This window comes from Mycobacterium sp. NPDC050041 (assembly GCF_049541695.1).
Lineage (GTDB): Bacteria > Actinomycetota > Actinomycetes > Mycobacteriales > Mycobacteriaceae > Mycobacterium.
The window spans coordinates 15,169-32,562 of record NZ_JBMVDG010000009.1 but is presented as its reverse complement, the minus strand read 5'-3'; the positions used below and the strand labels follow the sequence as shown (position 1 = coordinate 32,562).

16 protein-coding genes are annotated in these 17,394 nt (G+C 70.0%); 11 read left to right on the top strand and 5 right to left on the bottom strand.

Annotated features, from left to right (window positions below):
* From sufD to ACPCHZ_RS23390, 3 genes are read right to left on the bottom strand one after another with little or no spacing between them, the layout of a single operon-like run.
* Nucleotides 1-1,206 carry a Fe-S cluster assembly protein SufD gene (sufD, locus tag ACPCHZ_RS23400; RefSeq protein ID WP_423486941.1) on the bottom strand — a complete coding sequence of 402 codons (1,206 nt, stop codon included), beginning with the start codon at nucleotides 1,204-1,206 and terminating at the stop codon, nucleotides 1-3.
* 31 nt (nucleotides 1,207-1,237) lie between these two features.
* The gene (gene sufB / locus ACPCHZ_RS23395) at nucleotides 1,238-2,686 is read right to left on the bottom strand and encodes a Fe-S cluster assembly protein SufB (RefSeq protein WP_423486940.1); all 1,449 of its coding nucleotides are present in this window, start codon (nucleotides 2,684-2,686) and stop codon (nucleotides 1,238-1,240) included.
* Nucleotides 2,683-3,399: a helix-turn-helix transcriptional regulator gene (locus ACPCHZ_RS23390; protein WP_423486939.1), complete on the bottom strand. Its 717-nt coding sequence runs from the start codon at nucleotides 3,397-3,399 to the stop codon at nucleotides 2,683-2,685. The genes sufB and ACPCHZ_RS23390 overlap by 4 nt, the downstream gene beginning before the upstream one ends.
* Before the next feature lie 153 nt (nucleotides 3,400-3,552).
* On the opposite strand from ACPCHZ_RS23390, the gene mptB reads away from it, so the two are divergent.
* The 3 genes from mptB to ACPCHZ_RS23375 are packed head-to-tail and all read left to right on the top strand — an operon-like array spanning nucleotide 3,553 to nucleotide 7,017.
* On the top strand, nucleotides 3,553-5,268 hold the full coding sequence (gene mptB / locus ACPCHZ_RS23385; RefSeq protein WP_423487102.1) for a polyprenol phosphomannose-dependent alpha 1,6 mannosyltransferase MptB: 1,716 nt from the start codon (nucleotides 3,553-3,555) through the stop codon (nucleotides 5,266-5,268).
* Nucleotides 5,265-6,197 carry an ABC transporter ATP-binding protein gene (locus ACPCHZ_RS23380; protein WP_364979831.1) on the top strand — a complete coding sequence of 311 codons (933 nt, stop codon included), beginning with the start codon at nucleotides 5,265-5,267 and terminating at the stop codon, nucleotides 6,195-6,197. The genes mptB and ACPCHZ_RS23380 overlap by 4 nt, the downstream gene beginning before the upstream one ends.
* 25 nt (nucleotides 6,198-6,222) lie before the next feature.
* Nucleotides 6,223-7,017 (top strand): ABC transporter permease, encoded by a 795-nt coding sequence (locus tag ACPCHZ_RS23375; RefSeq protein WP_423486938.1) that lies wholly within the window; start codon nucleotides 6,223-6,225, stop codon nucleotides 7,015-7,017.
* Here the strand turns inward: ACPCHZ_RS23375 and ACPCHZ_RS23370 are convergent.
* The gene (locus ACPCHZ_RS23370) at nucleotides 6,985-7,635 is read right to left on the bottom strand and encodes a hypothetical protein (protein ID WP_423486937.1); all 651 of its coding nucleotides are present in this window, start codon (nucleotides 7,633-7,635) and stop codon (nucleotides 6,985-6,987) included. The two genes, ACPCHZ_RS23375 and ACPCHZ_RS23370, sit on opposite strands and share 33 nt — an antisense overlap.
* A gap of 83 nt (nucleotides 7,636-7,718) precedes the next feature.
* Here ACPCHZ_RS23370 and ACPCHZ_RS23365 point away from each other — a divergent pair, with 83 nt between their 5' ends.
* From ACPCHZ_RS23365 to ACPCHZ_RS23340, 6 genes are all read left to right on the top strand, one after another.
* Nucleotides 7,719-8,300: a TetR/AcrR family transcriptional regulator gene (locus ACPCHZ_RS23365; protein ID WP_423486936.1), complete on the top strand. Its 582-nt coding sequence runs from the start codon at nucleotides 7,719-7,721 to the stop codon at nucleotides 8,298-8,300.
* A gap of 53 nt (nucleotides 8,301-8,353) precedes the next feature.
* A complete protein-coding gene (locus tag ACPCHZ_RS23360) occupies nucleotides 8,354-9,379 on the top strand; it encodes a COX15/CtaA family protein (protein WP_423487101.1) in 1,026 nt (341 codons plus the stop codon).
* Nucleotides 9,380-10,255: 876 nt separating this feature from the next.
* On the top strand, nucleotides 10,256-11,230 hold the full coding sequence (locus ACPCHZ_RS23355) for a quinone oxidoreductase family protein (RefSeq protein ID WP_423486935.1): 975 nt from the start codon (nucleotides 10,256-10,258) through the stop codon (nucleotides 11,228-11,230).
* Between the two features lies 1 nt (nucleotide 11,231).
* The gene (gene arfB, locus ACPCHZ_RS23350) at nucleotides 11,232-11,663 is read left to right on the top strand and encodes an alternative ribosome rescue aminoacyl-tRNA hydrolase ArfB (RefSeq protein WP_423486934.1); all 432 of its coding nucleotides are present in this window, start codon (nucleotides 11,232-11,234) and stop codon (nucleotides 11,661-11,663) included.
* A gap of 52 nt (nucleotides 11,664-11,715) precedes the next feature.
* Nucleotides 11,716-12,645, top strand: coding sequence for a hypothetical protein (locus tag ACPCHZ_RS23345; RefSeq protein WP_423486933.1), 930 nt, complete (start codon nucleotides 11,716-11,718; stop codon nucleotides 12,643-12,645).
* Between the two features lie 8 nt (nucleotides 12,646-12,653).
* Nucleotides 12,654-12,998, top strand: coding sequence for a hypothetical protein (locus ACPCHZ_RS23340; protein WP_423486932.1), 345 nt, complete (start codon nucleotides 12,654-12,656; stop codon nucleotides 12,996-12,998).
* A gap of 3 nt (nucleotides 12,999-13,001) precedes the next feature.
* Here the strand turns inward: ACPCHZ_RS23340 and ACPCHZ_RS23335 are convergent, their stop codons facing one another.
* Complete coding sequence (locus ACPCHZ_RS23335) at nucleotides 13,002-13,901, bottom strand: heme o synthase (RefSeq protein ID WP_423487100.1); 900 nt, start codon at nucleotides 13,899-13,901, stop codon at nucleotides 13,002-13,004.
* A 251-nt stretch (nucleotides 13,902-14,152) separates the two neighbouring features.
* On the opposite strand from ACPCHZ_RS23335, the gene tkt reads away from it, so the two are divergent.
* A complete protein-coding gene (gene tkt, locus ACPCHZ_RS23330; RefSeq protein ID WP_423486931.1) occupies nucleotides 14,153-16,243 on the top strand; it encodes a transketolase in 2,091 nt (696 codons plus the stop codon).
* Nucleotides 16,244-16,266: 23 nt separating this feature from the next.
* A complete protein-coding gene (gene tal, locus ACPCHZ_RS23325) occupies nucleotides 16,267-17,385 on the top strand; it encodes a transaldolase (protein ID WP_423486930.1) in 1,119 nt (372 codons plus the stop codon).
* The last annotated feature ends 9 nt before the right edge of the window (nucleotides 17,386-17,394 follow it).

Below are 17,394 nucleotides of genomic sequence, written 5' to 3'. Positions count from 1 at the left end.
TCAGCTACTTCTCGATTCCGTGATCGCTAGTTCTCGTTCGATGGCTTCGGTGAGGCGCTCGCGCACGGCGGGCACGGCGATCTTGGCGATGATCTCGCCGAAGAATCCGCGCACCACCAGCCGGCGGGCCTGCTCCTCGGGGATGCCGCGCGCCCTCAGGTAGAACAACTGCTCGTCGTCGAAACGCCCTGTGGCGCTGGCATGTCCGGCGCCGACGATCTCGCCGGTCTCGATCTCCAGGTTCGGCACCGAGTCGGCGCGGGCCCCGTCGGTCAGCACCAGGTTGCGGTTGACCTCGAAGGTGTCGGTGCCGGTGGCCTCGGCGCGGATCAGCACGTCGCCGATCCACACCGTGTGCGCGTCGGGCCGGTCGGAGTCCGGATCGCCCTGCAGTGCGCCCTTGTAGAGCACGTCGGACTTGCAGTTGGGCTGCGAGTGGTCGACGAGCAGTCGCGACTCGAAGTGCTGGCCGTCGTCGGCGAAGTAGGTGCCGAGCATCTGGGCTTCGCCGCCTGGGCCGGTGTACCGCACCGTCGCCGTGGTGCGCACGACATCCCCACCGAGGGTGACGTTGACGTGTCCGAGCACGGCGTCGCGGCCCAACCGGGCGTGATGCGCGCTGACGTGGACCATGTCGTCGGCCCAGTCGGCGATCCAGATCACCCCGACGCCGGCGGAGTCGCCGACGAGGATCTCGACGTTGTCGGCGTAGGTTCCGCTGCCGCGCAGGTCGACGACGACGATGGCCCTGGCCAGTTCCTCGACGCGGATCTGCAGGTGTCCGTACGCCACTGCGCCCTCGCCCGGGCCGTTGACGACGACCTCGATCGGCTCGGCCACCTCGGTGCCGCGCGCGACCGTCACGATGGTCGCGGATTCGAACGACGAGAAAGCTTGCGCCGCAACACGATCAGCAGGCACCCCGGCCTGGCCGAGCCGGTCGTCACCGCGCTGCACCGTCTCGACCGTCACGCCGGGCCGCTCCGTGACCTCGATCGCGGCGCGCCCGGTCGCGGGAGCCGAGCCGTCGTGCAGCCCGCGCAGCCGCCGCAGCGGGGTGAACCGCCACAGCTCGTCGCGGCCGCCGGGCACCTCGAAGGCGGCCACGTCGAACGACGCGAACTGCTCACCCTTGTTGGCGCCTGCGAGGGCCGAGCCCGGCTTCGTGCCTCCCTCGACGGCGGTGGTCAGGTTCGTCTCAGTCACTGCCTGTTCCCCGTCGCTTCGCTCGCCCCCATCAGCCGACCGCGCCTTCCATCTGCAGCTCGATCAGTCGGTTGAGCTCCAGCGCGTACTCCATCGGCAGTTCCTTGGCGATCGGCTCGACGAACCCGCGCACCACCATCGCCATCGCCTCGTCCTCGGTGAGGCCGCGGCTCATCAGGTAGAACAACTGGTCCTGGCTGACCTTGGACACCGTGGCCTCGTGGCCCATCGTGACGTCGTCCTCGCGGATGTCGACGTACGGGTAGGTGTCCGACCGGCTGATCGTGTCGACCAGCAGCGCATCGCACTTGACGCTCGCACGGGAACCGTAGGCGCCCTTGTTGACCTGGACCAGGCCGCGGTAGGACGCCCGGCCGCCGCCGCGGGCGACCGACTTGGACACGATGTTGGACGACGTGTGCGGCGCCAGGTGCAGCATCTTGGCACCGGTGTCCTGGTGCTGACCCTCGCCGGCGAACGCCACCGAGAGCACCTCACCCTTGGCGTGCTCACCGGTCATCCACACGGCCGGGTACTTCATCGTGACCTTGGAGCCGATGTTGCCGTCGACCCACTCCATGGTGGCGCCCGCCTCGGCCCTGGCCCGCTTGGTGACCAGGTTGTAGACGTTGTTCGACCAGTTCTGGATGGTGGTGTAGCGGCACCGGCCGCCGGGCTTGACGATGATCTCGACGACCGCCGAGTGCAGCGAGTCGCTCTTGTAGATCGGCGCGGTACAGCCCTCGACGTAGTGCACGTAGGCGTCCTCGTCGACGATGATCAGCGTCCGCTCGAACTGGCCCATGTTCTCGGTGTTGATCCGGAAGTAGGCCTGCAGCGGGATGTCGACGTGCACGCCCTTGGGCACGTAGATGAACGACCCGCCCGACCACACCGCGGTGTTGAGCGCCGAGAACTTGTTGTCGCCCGCCGGGATCACCGTGCCGAAGTACTGCTTGAAGAGCTCCGGGTGCTCCTTGAGGGCGGTGTCGGTGTCCAGGAAGATGACGCCCTGGGCCTCGAGGTCCTCACGGATGGAGTGGTAGACCACCTCGGACTCGTACTGCGCGGCGACACCGGACACCAGGCGCTGCTTCTCGGCCTCGGGGATGCCGAGCTTGTCGTAGGTGTTCTTGATGTCGGCGGGCAGATCGTCCCACGTGGCGGCCTGCTTCTCGCTGGACCGCACGAAGTACTTGATGTTGTCGAAGTGGATGCCGTCGAGGTCTGAGCCCCAGTTGGGCATCGGCTTCTTGTCGAAGGTGCGCAGTGCCCGCAGCCGGGTCTCGAGCATCCACTCCGGCTCGCTCTTCTTCGCCGAGATGTCACGGACCACTGCCTCGGACAGCCCGCGCTGCGCGCTGGCACCGGCGACGTCGGAGTCCGACCAGCCGTACCCGTACTTCCCGAGCGAGGCGATGGTCTCGTCCTGGGTCAACGGCTCGGCCTTGGCGACCGAGGTCTCGGGGGTAGCGGTCATGTCGACGCTCCTTGGGTTGTGGTGGCGGCTTCGGCGCGGGCTGTGTGCCGAAGTTCCTTGGCGAGTGGTACGTGGGTGGTGCAGGCGCAGTCGCCGTTGACGATCGTGGCCAGCCGCTGGACGTGGGTGCCCAGGATCTCGGCGAACGCCTCACGCTCGGTCTGGCACAGCTCCGGGAACTCCTCGGCGACGTGCGAGACCGGACAGTGGTGCTGACAGATCTGCACGCCGTGGACGGGTCCGCCCGCCGGCGTGGTGGTCGTGGTGGTGGCGTAGCCGGCCCGGGTCAGCGCCGCGGCCACCCGGTCCGCAGTGGCTTCAACGCCATCGGGGCCCTCGGTTACTCCCGACAGGATGGTGTCGATCCGGCGGCGGGCGAAGGTGCGCACGGCGTCGTCGCCGCCGATCTCGCGCAGCTGGCGGATCGCCGCGACCGCCAGGTCGTCGTAGGCGTGGCCGAGCTTGGCGCGGCCCGCGGCGGTCAGCCGGTAACGCTTGGCGGGCCTGCCGCGGCCCGAGTGCTGCCACGCCTCCGCCGCGCTGGCCTGCGCGTCGCCCGCGTCGATCAGGGCGTCGAGGTGACGGCGGACGCCTGCGGCGGAGATGCCGAGACGGTCGCCGATCTGGCCGGCGGTGATCGGCCCCTCCATCAGCAATTGGATGATGGCCGTGCGGGTGTGGCCGTCCGAGGCGGGCACGACGGCAGGCGTCATGTCCGCAGCTCGCTCCCGGTCGAATTCCACAACACCATTGTGTCGGAATTACCTGACCGGTTCCAGCAAGGGGACCCTTACCGCGAGCGTGAAAGTCACCACACCCCCGACAGTTAGTCTGCTCTGATGGCTCCACTGGCCGGGCGCCTCCAGATGTTCAGCTCCTCGATCGCCCGATGGCACGGCGACGAGCCGGTCGCCGGTTCCCCGCTCAACAGCGCCGAGATGGTGGCGCTGCGCCGCACCCGGCTGTTCGGCGCCACCGGCACGGTGCTGATGGCGATCGGCGCGCTGGGCGCCGGTGCGCGGCCCGTGGTCCAGGATCCCACCTTCGGGGTCCGGCTGCTCAACCTGCCCTCGCGGATCCAGACCGTCTCGCTGACCATGACCACCACCGGCGCGGTGATGATGGCGCTGGCCTGGCTGATGCTCGGCCGGTTCGCGCTCGGCAGCCGCCGGATGTCGCGCGGCCAGGTGGACCGCACGCTGCTGCTGTGGGCGCTCCCACTGCTGCTCGCCCCGCCGATGTACAGCCGCGACGTGTACTCCTACCTGGCCCAGAGCGAGATCTCGCGGCTCGGCCTCGACCCGTACAAGGTGGGCCCGGCCACCGGCCTCGGGCTGGACCACGTGTTCACGCTGTCGGTGCCCAACCTGTGGCGGGAGACTCCGGCGCCCTACGGCCCGCTGTTCCTGTGGATCGGCGAGGGCATCTCGACGGTCACCGGCCAGAACATCGTCTGGGCGGTGCTGTTCCACCGGCTGGTCGTCCTGCTCGGCGTCGGCCTCATCGTCTGGGCCACCCCGCGGCTGGCCCGCCGCTGCGGTGTCGCCGAGGTCAGCGCGCTGTGGCTGGGGCCGTGCAACCCGCTGCTGTTCATGCACCTGGTCGCAGGCATCCACAACGAGGCGCTGATGCTGGGCCTGATGCTGGCGGGCACCGAGTTCGCGTTGCGCGGGATCGACGCCGCCCAACCGCTGCTGCCACGGCCGCTGCGCAGGCCGGTCACCCGCGCCGACTGGCACCGCTGGTATCCGCTGGCCATGCTCGTCGTCGGGGCGGTGCTGATCGCGCTGTCGTCGCAGGTCAAGCTGCCGTCGCTGTTGGCGCTGGGGTTCGTGGCGATGGCACTGGCCTGCCGGTGGGGCGGCACGGTCAAGGCGTTCGTGATCGCAGGCGGGTCATTGACCGCGCTGTCGGTGGCGGTGATGGCGGTGATCGGCTGGGCCAGCGGGCTGGGGTTCGGCTGGCTGTTCACGCTGGGCACCGCGAACGTGGTGCGCAGCTGGATGTCCCCGCCCACCCTGATCGCGCTGGGCACCGGTCAGGTCGGCATCCTGCTCGGCCTCGGCGATCACACCACCGCTGTGCTGGCCCTCACCCGCGCCATCGGTGTGATCATCATCGCCATCCTGGTCACCTGGCTGCTGCTGGCGGTGCTGCGCGGCCGGCTGCACCCCGTCGGCGGACTGGGTGTCGCCCTGGGTGCGACGGTGCTGCTGTTCCCGGTGGTGCAGCCCTGGTACCTGCTGTGGGCGATCATCCCGCTGGCGGCCTGGGCCACCCGCCCGGGTTTCCGGGGTTCGACGATCGCGATCACGCTGGTCATCGGCATCTTCGGGCCCACCGCCAACGGCGACCGGTTCACGTTGTTCCAGATCGTGATGGCCACGCTCGCCAGCACGCTGGTGGTCGCGCTGCTGATCGTGCTCACCTGGCGCCGGTTGCCGTGGCGACCGATCCCGGACCCCGATGCCGACGACGTCCCGGACACCGACGCGGTGGCCGAGAACACTCCCGATGCGCAGCCGTCACCGCCACCGCGGCAGCACCCGTCGAGCACCGACGCATACGCTGAATCCCCGTGACGTCCGGATCCGCTGTTCCCGTACTGCTGCGCGGGGTGACCAAGCGGTACGGGTCGACGACGGCGGTATCGGGACTCGACCTCGACGTGCAGCGGGCCGAGGTGCTGGCACTGCTGGGGCCCAACGGCGCGGGCAAGACCACGACCATCGAGATGTGCGAGGGCTTCCTGCGGCCGGACGCCGGCTCCATCGAGATCCTCGGCCTCGATCCGGTCTCGGACAACGCCAGGCTGCGGGAGCGGATCGGCGTCATGCTGCAGGGCGGCGGCGGCTACCCGGCCGCCCGCGCCGGTGAGATGCTCGCGCTGGTGGCTGCGTACGCCGCCGACCCGCTCGACCCGCAGTGGCTGATGGACACCCTCGGGCTGACCGAGGTGGCGCGCACCACCTACCGCCGGCTGTCCGGCGGCCAGCAGCAGCGGCTGGCGCTGGCCTGCGCGGTAGTGGGACGTCCCGAGCTGGTGTTCCTCGACGAGCCGACCGCCGGGATGGACGCGCACGCGCGAATCGTGGTGTGGGAGTTGATCGACGGGCTGCGTCGCGACGGAGTGACCGTCGTGCTGACCACCCACCAGCTGACCGAGGCCGAGGAACTGGCCGACCGGCTGGTGATCATCGACCACGGCGTGGCGGTGGCCACCGGCACGCCCGCCGAGCTGATGCGCTCCGGCGCCGAGAACCAGTTGAGGTTCCGCGCCCCGCGGATGCTCGACCTGGCGCTGCTCGTCGCCGCGCTGCCCGAGGGCTACCAGGCGGTCGAGGCCGCGCCCGGTGAGTACCTCGTCGAGGGTCACATCGACCCGCAGGTGCTGGCGACGGTGACGGCGTGGTGCGCACGGCTGGACGTGCTCGCCACCGACATGCGGGTGGAGCAGCGCAGCCTCGAGGACGTCTTCCTCGACCTGACCGGACGGGAGCTGCGGCCGTGACGAGCGCTTGCGCGAGGAGCAGAATATGACGCGCGATCCGAGGGGCGTCCCCAATCGGTTCGCGCCGGGCACCTTCTCCCCCGACCCGCGGCCGGCGACGGTGCCGACCATGCTGGCCGCGCAGTTCAACCTGGAACTGAAGCTGCTGCTGCGCAACGGCGAGCAGTTGCTGCTCACCATGTTCATCCCGATCACACTGCTCGCCGGATTGATCCTGCTGCCGCTCGGGTCCTTCGGCGACGACCGCGCCGCCACGTTCGTGCCCGCTGTGATGGCGCTCGCGGTCATCTCGACGGCGTTCACCGGGCAGGCCATCGCGGTGGCGTTCGACCGCCGCTATGGGGCACTGAAACGCTTGGGCGCCACCGCACTTCCGGTGTGGGGCATCATCGTCGGCAAGTCACTGGCGGTGGTCGCGGTGGTGTTCCTGCAGTCGATCGTGCTCGGCGCCATCGGTGTCGCGCTGGGCTGGCGGCCCGCGCTGGCCGGGCTTGCGCTCGGCGCGGTGGTGATCGCCCTGGGCACCGCAGTTTTCGCGGCGCTCGGGCTGCTGCTCGGCGGGACCCTGCGCGCCGAGATCGTGCTGGCGGTGGCCAACCTGCTGTGGTTCGTCTTCGCCGGTTTCGGCGCGCTGACGCTGGAGGGCCAGACGGTGCCGGGCGCCGTGGCGTGGGCGGCGCGGCTGACGCCGTCGGGTGCGCTGACCGAGTCGCTGACGCAGGCGATGACGTTGTCTGTCGACTGGTTCGGCCTCGCCGTGCTCGCCGTCTGGGGCGCGGTGGCCGGGCTATGCGCGCTGCGCTGGTTCCGCTTCACCTGACCGCGCGAGCTCGGGCAGCAGGAACTCGAGCTGTCCGACCTCTTCGATGTTGTGCTTCACCCACGCGCGGGTCTTGTCTTCGGGGAAGTGGCCGGACACGATGCGGTTGACCGGCGAGAGTCTGCGGGTGCCGAGGTCCATGACCGTGACGTAGTGCGCGCCGTCGGCGCCGGTCGACCAGGTGTGCTCGAGCTGGAAGACGATGACGCCGGCCACCCGCAGCACGAGGCGGATCCCTGTCTCGTCGAGTTTCTCGACGCGGGCGACCTCGTCCACCAGATGTTCGGGCCGGCCGCCGAACGCCTCGACCATGTGGAACCGCGCACCTTCTGCGGCGCCCCCGGTCGGGGCAGGTCGCGCCAGTTCCCATCGGATGTGGTCGACCGGATGCCACGCGAGATAGCGGTCGATGACCTTGCCGCCGTAGGACATCGTGCCGCCGAGGTTGCTGAACCAGTCGAGCAGCATCGCCGGGGTGATGCCCGGCAGTGGCCGGTGGTCGATGGTGATCCGGCGCCGGTGGTGCGGGAGTGCGGTGTACCGCACCACTGCGGTGTCGACGGTGCGCATCGGATAGAGCACCGGACGGGGCTCCGGGAACGTCGTGTCGTGGGACATCGCCACCTCCAAGATACGGAAACGTTTCTTAGAACCGTATGCGGGCGCGCTAAGATACGCAAGCGTTTCTTCGAGGAGGTGGCATGCAGCGGCGGCACGGCGAAGAGCTCGATGCGGCGATCCGTTCGGCGGCACTGAAACTGCTGGCCGACCACGGCCCGGGTGGCGTCACCATGGAGGCGGTCGCCGCGGCGGCGAAGACGAGCAAGCCCGTGCTCTACCGGCGGTGGCCCGACGCCACGGCACTCATGCGCGACACGCTGCTCGGCCTGGCGACCACGGCGATCCCGCACCACGACACCGGGAGCTACCGCACGGACATGCTGGCCGTGCTGCGGGGATGGGCCGCGTTGTTCACCGGACCGGACGCCGCCGTGCTGCGCGCGGCGATCGCCGCGGCCGCCCACGACCCCGTGCTCACGACGACGTTCCAGCAGGACGTCATCGGCTGGCGCAAGGCCGAGATGGCCGCACTGCTGCAGCGCGGCATCGAGCGCGGGGACGTGCGGCCCGACGTTCCGGTGGAGCTGGCTCGCGAACTCGGCCAGAGCGTGCTGTGGCACCGGCTGCTGATCACCGGCGACCCGATCACCGACGACCTCGTGGTGCAGCTCGTCGACGAGGTGCTGGTGCCGTTCGCCGCCCCGCGACAAGCCGCCCCCTGACGCCCTACTACGGCATGTAGTTGGCCATCGCCTACCATCGGGGCGTGCGACGCATGTTCACCGGCCTGTTCGTCGGCCTTGTCGACCGGCTCCCGATGCCGAGCCTCGGCGTGCAGCGCGCGATCGCCGTCGCGGTGATCCTGACCCAGGGCGGCATCGCGGTCACCGGTGCGATCGTGCGGGTCACCGCGTCGGGCCTGGGCTGCCCCACCTGGCCGCAATGCTTCCCCGGCAGCTTCACCCCCGTCCCGCACGCCGAGGTGCCGGGCATCCACCAGGCCGTCGAGTTCGGCAACCGGTTGATCACCTTCCTGGTCGTGCTCACCGCCGCCCTTGCGGTGCTCGCCGTGGTGCGGGCCCGCCGCCGCCGCGAGGTCCTCGTGTACGCGTGGCTGATGCCGGCATCGACCGTCGTGCAGGCGGTGATCGGCGGGATCACCGTGCTGACGGGCCTGCTGTGGTGGACCGTCGCGATCCACCTGCTGGCCTCAATGACGATGGTCTGGGTGGCGGTGCTGCTCTACGTCAAGATCGGCGAGCCCGACGACGGGGTGGCCGAACGCACCGTCCCGAAACCGTTGCGGCAGTTGACACTCCTGACCGGGATCGCGCTGGCCGCCGTCCTGGTCACCGGAACACTGGTCACCGGCGCGGGTCCGCACGCCGGCGACAAGAGCATCGACGCTCCGGTGCCGCGCCTCGAGGTCGAGATCGTCACCCTCGTGGTGATGCACGCGACGCTGCTGGTCGCCTACCTGTCCCTGCTGGTGGCACTCGTCTTCGGCCTCCGCGCGGTCGCCGCCCCCCGCAACGTCATGCGGCGCCTCGCCGTCCTGCTGGCACTCGTCGCGGCCCAGGCACTGGTCGGGCGGGTGCAGTACGCCCTCGACATCCCCGCGGCACTGGTGGCACTGCACGTCGCCGGCGCCGCGGCGTGCACGGCGGCCACCGCCGCCCTATGGGCGTCGATGCGACAGCGGACCCAGCCCGAGCCGGTCGAGCGCGGCCTCGACGCCGAGGGCGAAGTCGCGCTGACGGCGGTCCCTGGTGTCGGCGTCCAACAGCCGCCACCCCAGTGACGGCTCCACCAGCTCGAGTTCGAGCAGCCGGGGATCGTCGATCCCGCCGATGACGTCGATCCGGGCGTAGAGAAAATCCCCGGGCGTGACGCCCGTCTCGGCGGCAGCGGCCGCCAGCGCGGCGTATCCGACGTCCCAGAGCTCGTGGTCGGGATCGGCAGGCGTCAGCGACTCCTCGGCGAAGGTGCCCGTCTCGTCGAACACCGGCGGCCCTGCGGCGGGCAGCAGCGGAGCCTTGGTGAACGCGTGCGACGCGCGCCCGGCCAGGAACACCATCGCCGTCTCACCGTCTTCGATGCGGGCGTCGTACGGCTGCACCAGCACCGTGGAGCCGGCGCCGTGCAACGCGCGGGCGTGGGCACGGGCCGCGGCCGCATCGGCGAACCGGCGCGCTCCCCCAGCCCCCGCGCCGACGGCCGGCTTGACCACCACCTCTCCCGCAGGCAGCCGCACGGGTTCACCCGGCGCAAAGAACCGACTCGGCACCGTGGGTACGCCGAGTCGTTCGAGATCGGAGAGGTAGCGCTTGTCGGTGTTCCAGGCGACCACGCCTGCGCCGTTGAGGAGATTGCGCACCCGCCGCGTCCAGGCCAGGAACTCGTCGAACCGCTCCACGTAGTCCCACGTCGCACGCAGGACCACCAGGTCGGCCTCGAGCGTCGCCGGATCGTCCCACGACCGCCAGCGGGCATGGAGTCCGCGCCCGCGCAGCGCCTCGACCAGTCCGGCGTCGTCGCCGTCGCCCTCCGGCAGCGCCGGACAGCCCGCGAGCACGATGCGCGGGTGGCGGAGGTCGGGACGGGCCAGCTTCATGGTCGAATGATGCCAGCACAGGGCGATCCGAGCGGCCGGCGGATGTTCGGCAATGATGGAGCCATGTACGCGATCGAAGTCGCCGAGACCGGCGGACCCGAAGTCCTGCGCCACGTCGAGAAGCCGCCACCCACCCCGGGCCCGGGGCAGGTGCTGATCAGGGCCGAGGCGATCGGCGTGAACTTCATCGACACCTACTTCCGGTCCGGGCTGTACCCGCGTGAGTTGCCGTTCGTGGTGGGCACCGAGGTGTGCGGCACCATCGAGGCGGTCGGCGACGACGTCCCCGCACTCGGCGTCGGCGACCGGGTGGTCACCGACAAGGCGTTCGGCGCATACGCCGAGTTTTCCCTTGCGCCAGCTGATTTCGTGGTCTACGTGCCGGAGTCCGTACCGTCGGAGGTGGCCGCCTCAGCGCTGCTGAAGGGCACCACCGCGCACTACCTGATCAAGTCGACCTACCCGGTCCAGCAGGGCGACACCGTGCTGCTGCACGCAGGCGCAGGCGGCGTCGGGCTGATCCTGACCCAGTGGGCGACCAGCCTCGCCACCCGGGTCATCACCACGGTGTCCACCCCCGACAAGGCCGAACTGTCGAGGCAGGCCGGCGCCGTCGCGGTGCTCGACTACCCCGACGACCCGCAGGAGTTCGGCGCCCGGATCCGCGAACTCACCGACGGCAAGGGCGTGGCCGCGGTCTACGACGGGGTCGGCGCGGCGACGTTCGAGGCCAGCCTGGCCAGCCTGGCCAAGCGCGGCACGCTGGCGCTGTTCGGCGCGGCCAGCGGCCCCGTGCCGCCGTTCGATCCGCAGCGGCTCAACGCCGCCGGGTCGGTGTTCCTGACCAGGCCGAGCCTGGCGCACTACACCGGTACCGCCGACGAATTCGGCTGGCGCGCAGGCGAAGTCCTCGACGCGATCGCCACGGGGACCATCACCGTGACGGTCAGCGAACGGTACCGGCTGGCCGACGCCGAACAGGCACACCGCGACCTGCAGGGCCGCAAGACGGTCGGCTCGGTGGTGCTGGTGCCGTGACGTGACGCAGGACCTCGCCGTCACGCCGGCGTTCGTGATACCGGCGTCCGAGTTGAGCGAACGCTTCTCCCGGTCCTCGGGGCCCGGGGGCCAGGGCGTCAACACCGCGGACAGCCGGGTCGAGCTGTCGTTCGACGTGGCCCGCTCCCCGTCGGTGCCGCCGCACCTGCGCCACCGAATCCTGTACCGGCTGGGCAGTCGGCTCGCCGCGGGCGTGCTCACGGTGACGGCCAGCGAGCATCGCGCGCAGCTGCAGAACCGCGCCGCGGCACGCGAACGGATGGCCCGCCTCCTGCGCGACGCCTGCGCCGCTCCCCCGCCGCCACGCAGGCCCACCCGGCCCACCCGAGGGTCGAAGGAACGCCGCATCGCGGAGAAGAAACGGCGGGGGTCGATCAAGCAGGGCCGGCGCGGGGGCTGGGATCAGAACTAGCAGCCAGATTCTGGTGCGTCGCGGACCACTCGGGCGGCAATAGGCTTTCCGTGTGCGTTTTCGCCGCTTCACCCCCATCCTGATCGCCGGTGCGCTGGCGGTCGGCGTGGCGGGGTGCACCGGCGCCCCGGACCGCGAGGACGAGGCACGAGACATCCGCGACCGGGTGGCCGCGATGCCCGGCGTCACCGATGCCGACCTCACCTACGACAACGGCGTCCTCGCGGGCACCCGGTTCGAACTGCGGGTCGACATGGACTCGGCGACCGAGGAGCAGATCGGCGCCGTCGCCGACGAGATCGACCGTGCGCGCGGCGACGACTTCGCCGACTTCGACCAGCGCGCCGAGATCACCGTCGCCCGCTGGACGAAGATTGCCGGCGGCGACCGCCTGCCCGACGACGCCGGCCGGATTGCCGCACAGCTGCGCCGGCTACGGGCGGATGTGCAGGCGGAGAGCATCGACTACTTCGCCGCTGCCGAGGGATCGTCGGTGCAGGTCTACGGCGCGACGGCGACCGGCCGGGTGGTCGACACCATTCTGCGGCTGTTCACCGACCCGCCGCCGGACACCATCGAGGTGGCCTCCGAGCCCGCATCCGTCGACCCGTCCTGGGCTGTCCGCAGCAGGCTGTCGATCGCCGACAAGCAGCGCATCGACACTCAACTCGCGGCGCTGGCACCGGCGCAGCCCGAGTACGTCACGGTGCGCGACGGGCGCGTCGTGGCGCTGACGATGAGCGTGACGAGCCCTGCAGCCGCCCACCGGGAGATCGCCCATGCGGTCAGCGTGATCGGCGCGCGGCCCGGACAACCGGTCGACCTCAACTGGGCCGCGGCGGGGCCCGCGGTCACCAAGGGGCCGAGATGGGCCGGTTCCGCCGAGATCGGCGGGTGCGATCACGGCAGTCAGATGGGCGAGCTCCTCCCCGACGCCACGGCGCTGCAGCAGCGCATCCGCGACGAGTTCGGCAGCTGCTGAGGCCACCTGTGACCACGCCGACGCCGCACCCCCGAACCGCGATCGCGCTGCGCCTGACCGGCGGCACGCTCGCCGCCGTGACCGGCGGGGCGTGGCTGTGGTGCGTGGTGACGGCGCTGACGTCGCGGTTCGCCTCGGCGGGAGCGTCGATGGATCCCGACAGCGTCGCCTTCGACCCGCACGGATTCGGCTTGATATTCGGCACACTGTTCGCCGTGCCGCTGGGCCTGGTGTGCGCGCTCACGCTGCCGTTGGCGTTCCCGCGCGTCCGCCGGGCCGGGGTGCGCAGTCGCGCGATGGCGACGTTCGGCGTACTGACGGCCGCACTGTTCGTGGCGGTGTTCTCCGGCTGAGGATCAGGCGGTGAACAGCGTGGGCAGCGCGAGCGCGGAGTCGACCGCCAGCGCGCAGAAGACCACCGCGAGGTAGTTGTTCGACTGCAGGAACAGCCGCAGCGGCTTGACCGGTTCGCCCCGCTTGACCCCGCTGTAGAGCTGGTGGGCCATCGTCAGGAACCACGCGCCGGCCAGCAGCGCGACCGTGGCATACAGCCAGCCCGTCGCCAGCGCCAAGGCCAGCGTGGCCACCACGGTCAGCCAGGTGTACACCAGGATCTGCTTGGTGACGTGCCGCTCGGTGGCCACCGCGGGCAGCATCGGCACCCCGGCGGCCCGGTAGTCGTCCTTGTAGCGCATCGCCAGCGCCCAGGTGTGCGGCGGTGTCCAGAAGAAGATGATCGCGAACATCACCAGCGCGGGCCACTGGATGGTCCCGGTGACCGCGGACCACCCGATCATCACGGGCATGCAGCCCGCGGCGCCGCCCCACACCACGTTCTGCGACGTGCGTCGCTTGAGCAGCAGCGTGTAGACGAACACGTAGAAGGCGATGGTGGCGACGGCGAGCAGGCCGGACAGCAGGTTCGACGTCCACCACAGCCAGCCGAACGACGCGACCGAGAGCACCAGCCCGAACACCAGCGCGTGCCGCGTCGGCACGGTGTCCCTGGCCAGTGGCCGCCGCGCGGTCCGCTTCATCACCTTGTCGATGTCGGCGTCGGCGACGCAGTTCAGGGTGTTGGCGCCCGCGGCGGCCAGCATCCCGCCGATCAGGGTGTTGAGGATCAGCAGCGGATCGACCGTGCCACGCTCCGCCAGGAGCATCGCCGGGATCGCGGTCACGAGCAACAGCTCGATGACCCGAGGCTTGGTCAGCGCGACGTAGGCCAGGATCCTGGCCAGAACCGAAGAGCGAATTCGGCTGGACGTCCCGCGACCGAGGTGGCGCTCGCGAATGCTCACGCAGATGACTCCTCAACAAGATCGCGGCAGCGCGCAGCTTCTACTACAGACGATGGTAGACGGCGTCCGCCCCGCGCCTGCACCGCAGGGTCGGTTCGGATGAACGTCCGCCCCATCATGCGTTGTGGTCCTGCAGAGGCCGACCACCGCGCACTAGGGTGGACAGGGATCAGCTTGCCAGCCGCATGACAGCCAGGAGCGCGTTCGTGACCACTACAGAGGAAATCTCTGCCCTCACCCGCCCGAGTCACCCCGATGACTGGACCGACCTCGACAGCACCGCCGTCGACACCGTCCGGGTGCTGGCGGCGGACGCGGTGCAGAAGGTCGGCAACGGCCACCCCGGCACGGCGATGAGCCTGGCGCCGCTGGCCTACACGCTGTTCCAGCGCCAGATGCGCCACGACCCCAGTGACGTGCACTGGCTGGGCCGCGACCGGTTCGTGCTGTCCTGCGGGCACTCCAGCCTCACCCTCTACATCCAGCTGTACCTCGGCGGGTTCGGCCTGGAGCTCGAGGACATCGAGTCGCTGCGCACCTGGAAGTCGAAGACCCCCGGACACCCGGAGTTCCGCCACACCAAGGGCGTGGAGATCACCACCGGGCCGCTGGGCCAGGGCCTGGCCTCGGCCGTCGGCATGGCGATGGCGTCCCGTTACGAACGGGGGCTGTTCGACCCCGACGCGCCCGCAGGCACCAGCCCGTTCGACCACCACATCTTCGTGATCGCCTCCGACGGCGACATGGAGGAGGGCGTCACCAGCGAGGCGTCGTCGCTGGCGGGCACCCAGCAGCTGGGCAACCTGATCGTCTTCTACGACCAGAACCAGATCTCCATCGAGCACGACACCAACATCGCGCTGTCCGAGGACGTCCCGGCCCGTTACCGGGCCTACGGCTGGCACGTCCAGGAGGTCGAGGGCGGCGAGAACGTCACCGGCATCGAGCAGGCCATCGAGGCCGCCAAGGCCGTCACCGACAAGCCGTCGTTCATCGCGGTACGCACCATCATCGGCTATCCCGCCCCCAACAAGATGAACACCGGCGGGGTGCACGGCTCGGCGCTGGGCGACGACGAGGTGGCCGCCACCAAGAAGGTGCTGGGCTTCGACCCGGACAAGACGTTCGAGGTGCGCCCCGAGGTCATCGAGCACACCCGCAAGCTGGTCGACCGCGGACGCGAGGCGCACGAGAAGTGGCAGCCGGAGTTCGACGCGTGGGCCGAGCGCGAACCCGAGCGCAAGAAACTGCTCGATCGCCTGCTGGCACAGGAGCTGCCCGACGGCTGGGACGCCGACGTGACGTACTGGGAGCCGGGCTCCAAGGCGGTGGCCACCCGCGCCGCGTTCGGCCAGGTGCTCAACGACGTCGCGCCCAAGCTGCCCGAACTGTGGGGCGGCTCGGCCGACCTGGCCGGCAGCAACAACACCACGATCAAGGACGTCAAATCGTTCGGCCCGCCGTCGATCTCCACCAGCGACTTCTCCGCCGACTGGTACGGCCGGGTGCTGCACTTCGGCATCCGCGAGCACGCGATGGGTTCGATCCTGTCGGGCATCGTGCTGCACGGTCCGACTCGCGCGTTCGGCGGCACCTTCCTGCAGTTCTCCGACTACATGCGCCCGGCCGTGCGGTTGGCGTCGCTGATGGACATCGACACCATCTACATCTGGACCCATGACTCCGTCGGTCTCGGCGAGGACGGCCCGACGCACCAGCCGATCGAGCACCTCGCGGCGCTGCGCGCCATCCCGAACCTGTCGGTGGTTCGCCCGGGCGACCCCAACGAGACCGCATACGCCTGGCGCAGCATCCTGGCGCGCGGAAACGGCAGCGGACCGGTCGGTTTCATCTTGACCAGGCAGGGCATCCCGGTCCTGGAGGGCACCGACGCCGAGGGCGTGAGCAAGGGCGGTTACGTGCTCGGTGGTGGCGACGCGTCGGCGGCCGACGTCATTCTGATCGGCACCGGCTCGGAGCTGCAGCTGGCGGTGGAGGCCAAGAAGCTGTTGGCGGACAAGGACATCACCGCCGCGGTGGTGTCGATGCCGTGTGTCGAATGGTTCGAGAGCCAGCCCAAGGAGTACCGCGACTCGGTGCTCCCGCCGACGGTCTCCGCCCGGGTGGCCGTCGAGGCCGCCGTCGCGCAGAGCTGGTACAAGCTGGTCGGTGACACCGGTGAGATCGTCTCGATCGAGCACTACGGCGAGTCCGCCGACGACAAGACGTTGTTCCGCGAGTTCGGTTTCACGCCGGAGGCCGTGGCGGCCGCCGCGGAACGATCGATAGACAACTAGATCCTTCGAGGAAGGCAACACCCATGGCGCAGAATCCCAACCTCGCGGCACTGGCGGCCGCGGGTGTGTCCGTTTGGCTCGACGACCTGTCCCGCGAGCGACTGCAGTCCGGCAACCTGCAGGAGCTGATCGACACCAAGAGTGTCGTCGGGGTGACCACGAACCCGTCTATCTTCCAGGCCGCCCTGTCCAAGGGCGACGCCTATGACTCGCAGATCGCCGAACTCGCCGAGCGCGGCGCCGATGTGGATGCCACGATCCGCACCGTCACCACGGACGACGTGCGCAACGCCTGCGACGTGCTCGCCAAGCAGTACGAGCTGTCCGACGGCGTGGACGGCCGGGTGTCGATCGAGGTCGACCCGCGACTGGCCCGCGATGCGGACAAGACCATCGCCCAGGCGGTCGAGCTGTGGAAGATCGTCGACCGGCCCAACCTGTTGATCAAGATCCCGGCGATGGAAGAGGGCATCCCGGCGATCACCGCGGTGATCGCCGAGGGCATCTCGGTCAACGTCACGCTGATCTTCTCGGTCGAGCGCCACCGCGCGGTGATGGACGCCTACCTCGCAGGCCTGGAGAAGGCCAAGGAGGCCGGCCACGACCTCTCCAAGATCCATTCCGTCGCATCGTTCTTCGTGTCCCGGGTGGACTCGGAGATCGACAAGCGGCTGGAGAAGATCGGTTCGGAGGAGGCGCTGGCGCTGCGTGGCCAGGCCGGTGTCGCCAACGCCCGGCTGGCCTACGCGGCGTACGAGGAGGTGTTCGTCGGCGGTGAGCGCTTCGAGGCGCTCAAGGCGGCAGGCGCCCGGGTGCAGCGGCCGCTGTGGGCGTCGACGGGAGTGAAGAACCCCGACTACGCCGACACGCTCTACATCACCGAACTGGTGGCGCCGAACACGGTGAACACCATGCCCGAGAAGACGATGGACGCGGTGGCCGACCACGGCGTCATCACCGGTGACACGGTGACCGGCAGGGCCGACGAGGCCCAGCAGGTGTTCGACAAGCTCGAGGCCGTCGGCGTCGACCTGACCGACGTGTTCCTCGTCCTCGAGAACGAGGGCGTGGAGAAGTTCGAGAAGTCCTGGCAGGAACTGCTCGAGGCGACGCAGGGTCAGCTCGACGAGAAGAAGTCCTAGGGCCGCCGG